The organism is Chitinophagaceae bacterium (assembly GCA_007695095.1).
GTDB lineage: Bacteria > Bacteroidota > Bacteroidia > Chitinophagales > REEL01 > REEL01.
Map to the genome: position 1 here is coordinate 1 of REEL01000038.1, position 6,097 is coordinate 6,097.

Consider the following 6,097-nt stretch of genomic DNA (forward strand, 5'->3'; position numbering starts at 1 on the left):
AAATTTACTTTTACTTGATTTCCTGTTTTTAGCAGTGTAAATTTTGTACTGAAGAGTATGAATGTTTTTTTCTAAGCAAATTTACTGACTCGATATATGTGCAACCTGAAAATTTATAAAAGTAATTCACATTAGTCTTATTGAGATATTCCAATACGCATTTGTTACGTCCCTTGTTTTATGAAGATATAATCAATGCAAAACACATTAATGAATTAACAATGCATGTAGCAGCTCAAAAAAAGTAAAAATTCTTGAAGTATTATTTTTCATTCTTCAATACCAATAAAAACCATTTTCTGAACCTAGGAAAAATTCTGTGTACAAATGCTCTCATATATCTTTTTATGCCTTTATTAAACGGAGCTTTGCCTCTGTAATGAGTCTTCAGGCATTGGTAACCAAGTTTCTCCATAAAAATTTTTACATCTTTTGCTGTATACTCCCTAACATGTCCCATAAACCCATGTTCCTGAAGTAGCTTATATTCTTCATAAATAGGCGCAGTTCTTCCTTTGAATATTAAATTAAATAGCTTTTCTATCTCGAAAAAATTAGGAGTTGATAATAGCAGAATTCCACCCGGTTTAAGAACCCGTTTGAATTCACTCATTGTATTTATCAAATCAATTCGAAGATGTTCAAATACTTCACTAAACAAAATGACATCAAAAGTAGAGTCTTCAAAAGGCAATTTTTCAGTTTCTATATTTGTTTTATGTACTTCTAAACCGGTTTGGTTTATAAATGGCTTATAGTTTTCAGGATTAATATCAATTGCTTGAATTTGAAAACCTTTTTCTCTTAACAAGTAGGTAGTATAAAATGGAGCACTGCCTATATCAAGTATATGACCATTCTTTGGTGAATACTTTTCAACTAACTCTATATCTTCGATAAACCTTTCTAAAAATTGGTCATAGTAATTAACTGCCCAGTTATTTATAGATTCATTGTCTGAAACTCCATTTTGAACAATGAGTTTTAAATCTTCTAAGTTCTTTTTCAATTTTTAAAGATTTTTGATTTTACCAATACTTACTGCTTGATTAGTCCTTTTTCAAGTGGCTTTTTTGTAATAGTTTTTCTTTGCTTATCGCACACTATTTACATTCAAATATACCATTACTACTTCTTCTCTGAAACTTTGACGTATATTTTTTTATTCAAAATTAGACTGTAACCCACCACCTCCATCTTCTAGAGCATTATATTGTCTAACTTTCTGGCACTTTTACTCTCAATAAAACCTCACATCCCCTCTACAAATCAAGTAGATATAAAAGCCTTTATTAAATAAAAACATCACAAACAGAATCACTTTATAAAAAATGATTAATTTTAGTTTATAAATTTGTGGCTGTGAATAATACAGCCAGCACGACTAAAAAAATGCTATGTGCCGATTTTATTTTCTTTTCGTATTCATTCTTGTTTTTACATCATGCAGTCAAAAGGAGCAAACATTTATCAGCGATCCGGATTATACTAAAAATCACGAGTGGCAGCTTACTGATAGCCTGAGCCTTTCCGGGCAATATGCCGTTAAGCTTGATCAGCAAAATCCTTTTTCGTTAAATACTCCAATTTCCGGAGTGAAAAAAGGAGAAATCTATGAAGCAAGTGTTTTCAGATTGGGCGGTGACCCGCTGCTCAAGCTTGCTGTGTCAGGTGAGCATGATTTTTACAGTGAGGCAAACAGAAAAATAAAAAGTATAGGAGATTGGCAGCAAATCAGATTGAGAATTCGAATACCGGATGAATTAGATGGAACAACAATTCAGTTTTTTGCCTACAATATCGGTTCGAACATTAATTTAGCAGATAGTCTTACCGTCACTAAGCTACAATTCAATGAAACGGAAAGTTTGCCGGATGATATTTTTCTTTCACTTACTTATCAGATTTTACAGGATTTCCATATTCGGCATTTTAAACCCTTAGCTGTTCAGGATATTTTGGATTATGCTAAAAGAGAGTATTTAGAGCCTTTGTTTTTATACAAGGGAACAAATTACCAACAGTTTAAAAACACCTTTGAGCAACATATAGAAAATTACGACACAGGAAAATTATATGCACAACTGAAAGCTTATCGAGAAGATGTACACCATCCCTCTGTGAGGTTCCTTCACGATAAGGAAGCGATGGATAAGCGACAAATCGCAGGCTATACTCCCGGGATGTTTTTTAGTATAAATGACCGGATTGAAGTTTTTACTGAAAGGCTAAACGATAAGTCTTATGAAGTGCATGTAAAACAGTTGATTGGGGATTATATTTTAAAAGACATAAATCATTTTACATTTGAAAAAGATACATTTTCAGTTGCAGCTGATCAATTTGGTGAGGGTTTTTATGTATTTGTTTTAAAGCAGAATGAACACAGTTTTAAGGTGCCCATCGTAATTAATGGTTATACGGATGAAAATACTGTTGCTATTCTGGCGCCGCTCAGCACATGGCATGCTTACAATGCTTATGGCGGTAAATCATTATACCGAAATGCTATTGATTTAAATGATGTTAACTTTGTTTCGGTTAACAGGCCAATTACTTCAATTGGTTTTGACTCATCTGTATTGAGTCATGACTTTTTTGCGCTCTATCATATTTTTAAGTGGTTTGATGAACACTATAATGCATCGGTATATCCGGACTTTTTTTTGGAAGCTAGTCCTGGAAAATTAGCCGGTTATTCAACTATTGTTATTGCGCAGCATGCTGAATATTTTTCCCCGGCTATGTTCAGCAATTTGGTTAATCTCACTGATGCAGCGAACTTAATTTCATTGGGAGGAAACCAGCTTTACTGGAAAATTAAATGGCATGATGATTTTCAAACAATGGAAACGCGCAAATGCGGTGATTTTTTTGAAAACACTGATGAACCGGGAGGATTATGGCGCAATATTTTAACTTCTGAGGCGAGGGTTTTAGGTGTTGCTTTTACAGAAAGCGGTTATGGCACATACGCACCTTATCAGGTTAAAAATAAAAGTCATCGCTTGCTGCAAGGCTTAAATATACCGGAAGATGGAATTTTCGGTGAAAAAGGCATGAATGGAAGAGCAATTAGTGGCGTAGAAACAGACAAAATGATAGCAGGTTTTCATGAAAATGCAGAAAAAATTGCAAAAGGCCAAAACCCGGATAATGGAGGTGCTGAAATGGTTTTTATTCCACGTGATAAGGTAGCTACTTTTTCATGCGGGTCAATTGTTTGCGGGACAGGTTTGGGAGTTGACAGTGTTTTTTCGGGTATTATTTCAAATTTTATGGAATTGTATCATGTTGAAAAATGAAAGACTTTAGAAAACATGTAATTAAAACAAATTTTCATAGCATTCATTTGAAAATGTGTTGATTGATTGGAAGGATTAACTTTGTTAAGTTACATAGCAAAGTTTTAATTTACTCCATTATAATTAGCTTTTGTTTACCATTACAATTTTTTTGATAAAATCAATTAGCAATTCAAACTATTGCATGCTAATGTAGACTCCTTAGATTTTTGAGTAATTTAGTAATATGATAATTTTTAACCCAATATTTTTCCTCAGATGCATTCAAGGGATACGAGAGATAATAACACGTTGACTAACAGTTAAATGTAAAAACGTTTAAGATTCAATTAATGGAAGGGTTTATGACTTTTTTTAAAAACCGGTTAATATTTTGTATAATTATGCAGCTGAGTATAATATGATTTTAACTGAAAAATATAAGTTATTTATATCAGATAGTAAAATAGATAATTATCTGTTATCACATGAACATCCAGTTGGAAGGCATAAAGCCAAAGTTTTAAAGCGGTATGGCTTTGATCTATCCATTAAAAATTTATTTATTCGTAAAATTCGCCAACTGGTTAACGAGCATAAGGTAAATCATGTAGAGAAAAATGAATTTGGTATAAAATTCATTGTAGATGGTATCATAATAAGTAAGAAAAAAGTAAAATTAAGCCTCAGAACTGTTTGGATGGTTTTGAAAAATACAGAAATTGCAACTTTAATAACAATATATCCGTTAAATTAACCATAAAGCAACAAAAATGATTAAAGAGCTTGATACAGTAGTTTTAACTTTTGACTTTCCTGATTATCAACTTGTTAAAGGAGATGTTGGAACAGTTGTTTTCATTTATGAAAATGGAAAAGCTTATGAGGTTGAATTTACCAGTACTGACGGATCAACGATTGCTCTTTTAAAACTAAATCCCCCTCAAATCAGGCCATCTCACGGCAAAAAAGAAATTATTCATATCCGGAAGATTGCTTGATTTTTCTGATATGACTGTTGTATTCTGCTCTTTAGGGTTTGTAATCCGAAAGTATAAATTTACAAAATCAGCCGGAAGTCATTTAAATTATTTACTTACGGTATATAAAAAAATACATTTGGTTGCAATTAAGGTATTTAAAAAAAATTACGTATATTTACTATGAATATTCAAAAAGTATTCGTTCTAAATAGATATTTTTAATTCTTTTAAAAAAACTGATATGCAACTAATAAAATCAATAGTAGTCATATTTCTGTGTTGTAATTTTAACTCTTTTCTTTTTGCTCAAACAGGAGAACCTCTGGCACCAATAGGTTCTGAATGGTGTTACAACGCCCCAATCTATCCGTCCGGTTTTCCACCTCCGGAATTTAAAGTTATTCATTATCCGATTTCAATAGAAGTTGTTGGTGATACAATTTTGCACGGAAAACATGCCTCTGTCATAGATATTCAGGCTGCCGTAAGCACAAATCAAACATATGGGTATTATAGAATGGACTCAGTGGCTTTGCTATACAAAGATGGGAATCAGGTCTATTGGTACAATACAGTTCTGGATTCTTTTGTTTTGTATTACGATCTTGATTTAAACCCCGGTGATAAATGGGAAATCCATTTACCCTGTGATACCTCAATGGTTGCACATACTCCTCCTGTGATGTTAGAGGTTGAAGTTTTATCAAAAGATACGATTATGCAAAATGGAATTGCTCTCACTCGTATAACAACAAATCTTTTAGGAACAATTGTCGAAAATGTTGGTAGTTTGGTAAGCCCTTTCCCCACTTCAGAATTTTATTGCGTGAATATGATAAGCCATACGGATATTTCCGGACTTAGAAGTTTTGAAAGTGATGCTTTGGGTACTTTTCAAGGGACAATAGATTTTCCATGTGAAGATACTATTTTTGTCGTTTCCGTTGAGGAAGTTTTAGAGAAAAATCAAGGGGGAGTCCATTTTTATCCAAACCCTGCATTTAACAAACTTAATATAGAAGCAAGTGAAAATTTTGATTATCCATTGACAATGTATTTACATGATATGTCCGGTAAGTTGGTGAAAAGCGAGTCAGTAAGTGATGCTCATCATACATTATTATTAAGTGGCCTTTCAAAAGGAATGTACATCATCAGAATATATTCTGATGACCAACTCCTTGGTAAAAGCAAAGTGGTAATTGGGTCGCGCTAAGGTGGCTTAAATTATCAAGAGTTGCAAAAATTAAAAGAATTTACAGATTAGTTATCCTATATTTCTAACTTTAGTGTGATGGTAGTTTTCAGTCGGAGGGTATTCAAGAGATTCACCTTTGGGACAGAAGCAAAACGATTTATTACAAAAAACCTGATTTTAGATAGACTAAAATTGATTAAATTTGTAAAAAGGATACAAGATGAATACCATAAAACTCAAAAAAGATTTCCATAAATTAATTGATTCTGTAGACAATAAAAAACTGCTATCCGATTTTTACGAATTAATGAAAAAAAGAGTTTCCGCTAAAGATGGTCAATTGTGGCAAAGGCTTACTGAAAAAGAGCAAAATGAACTTTTTTTGGCATTAGAAGAAAGTGAAAACCCAGATCAATTGCTTAGTCATGAAGATATGAAAAACAAGTATAATTGATAAATAGTCTTTTTATCCGTTGTTACAATATAGGAATAGCGAATCAGAGAAATAATACCATTTTTTAAATAAAAACTATTTCACCCCTTATCAAGAAACTTCTCCAGCCGTTTCTTTTGTAGAAAATGATGCCTGATATGCATTTCGGCTCCCTGAAACCATTCTTTGGCATTCATCA

At 32.5% G+C, this 6,097-nt stretch carries 6 protein-coding genes; 5 read left to right on the top strand and 1 reads right to left on the bottom strand.

Features of this window, described 5'->3' with window-relative positions:
• Positions 1 to 262 precede the first annotated feature (262 nt).
• The gene (locus tag EA412_00725) at positions 263 to 1,009 is read right to left on the bottom strand and encodes a class I SAM-dependent methyltransferase (GenBank protein ID TVR83694.1); all 747 of its coding nucleotides are present in this window, start codon (positions 1,007 to 1,009) and stop codon (positions 263 to 265) included.
• A 388-nt stretch (positions 1,010 to 1,397) separates the two neighbouring features.
• Between EA412_00725 and EA412_00730 the strand changes: the two genes are divergently transcribed.
• The 5 genes from EA412_00730 to EA412_00750 all read left to right on the top strand — a co-directional run bounded on the left by EA412_00730 (position 1,398) and on the right by EA412_00750 (position 5,919).
• Positions 1,398 to 3,305: a hypothetical protein gene (locus tag EA412_00730; protein TVR83695.1), complete on the top strand. Its 1,908-nt coding sequence runs from the start codon at positions 1,398 to 1,400 to the stop codon at positions 3,303 to 3,305.
• Between the two features lie 400 nt (positions 3,306 to 3,705).
• Positions 3,706 to 4,041: a hypothetical protein gene (locus EA412_00735; protein TVR83696.1), complete on the top strand. Its 336-nt coding sequence runs from the start codon at positions 3,706 to 3,708 to the stop codon at positions 4,039 to 4,041.
• A gap of 16 nt (positions 4,042 to 4,057) precedes the next feature.
• On the top strand, positions 4,058 to 4,285 hold the full coding sequence (locus tag EA412_00740) for a DUF4926 domain-containing protein (protein TVR83697.1): 228 nt from the start codon (positions 4,058 to 4,060) through the stop codon (positions 4,283 to 4,285).
• A gap of 223 nt (positions 4,286 to 4,508) precedes the next feature.
• A complete protein-coding gene (locus EA412_00745) occupies positions 4,509 to 5,483 on the top strand; it encodes a T9SS C-terminal target domain-containing protein (GenBank protein TVR83698.1) in 975 nt (324 codons plus the stop codon).
• A gap of 202 nt (positions 5,484 to 5,685) precedes the next feature.
• Positions 5,686 to 5,919, top strand: a complete 234-nt coding sequence (locus EA412_00750; GenBank protein ID TVR83699.1) for a hypothetical protein — start codon at positions 5,686 to 5,688, stop codon at positions 5,917 to 5,919.
• Positions 5,920 to 6,097 lie beyond the last annotated feature (178 nt).